1 pseudogene is annotated in these 555 nt (G+C 60.0%); it reads left to right on the top strand.

Annotated features, from left to right (window positions below):
• Window positions 1-515 (top strand): annotated as a pseudogene (locus EN925_RS40035) (peptide ABC transporter substrate-binding protein); the annotation flags it as partial.
• Between the last annotated feature and the right edge of the window lie 40 nt (window positions 516-555).

The raw sequence follows: 555 nt of genomic DNA, 5'->3' as shown, positions 1-555 counted from the left end.
ACCTGAAAAAGGCCGGAATGGAGAACCTGAAGGTGGACCTCTCGGTGGCCGATGCCGCCTTTGCGGGGGCGGTGGATGCGGCTTCGCTCATTCGCGAAACGGCAGCCCAATGCGGCATCGACGTCAATGTCGTGCGTGAGGCCGAGGACGCTTATTGGGACAATGTCTGGCTGAAGAAACCCTGGTGCGCTTCCTATTGGAGCGGTCGGGCAACCGCCGACTGGATGTTCACGCAAGCCTTTGCCGCGGACTCCAGCTGGAACGAAACGTTCTGGAAAAATCCCCACTTCAACGAATTGCTTGTCCAGGCACGCGCCGAGACGGACGAAGCCAAACGAGCGGCGATGTATGCCGAGATGCAGCAACTAACCCACGATGACGGCGGCAGCATCGTGCTGGTCTTCAACAATTTCGTCAGCGCCCAATCCAAAAAGCTCGCACACGGTGATGTGGCGCCCAACTGGGAGAACGATGGACTGAAGATGGCCGAACGCTGGTGGATCGCCACGGCATGAGATGGCGGGCCCGAGCCGCGATGGTTTTGAGGGTCCGGGC

The sequence above is a fragment of the Mesorhizobium sp. M7A.F.Ca.US.006.04.2.1 genome, from assembly GCF_004022915.1.
Lineage (GTDB): Bacteria > Pseudomonadota > Alphaproteobacteria > Rhizobiales > Rhizobiaceae > Mesorhizobium > Mesorhizobium ciceri.
This window is presented reverse-complemented; position numbering and strand designations above follow the sequence as displayed.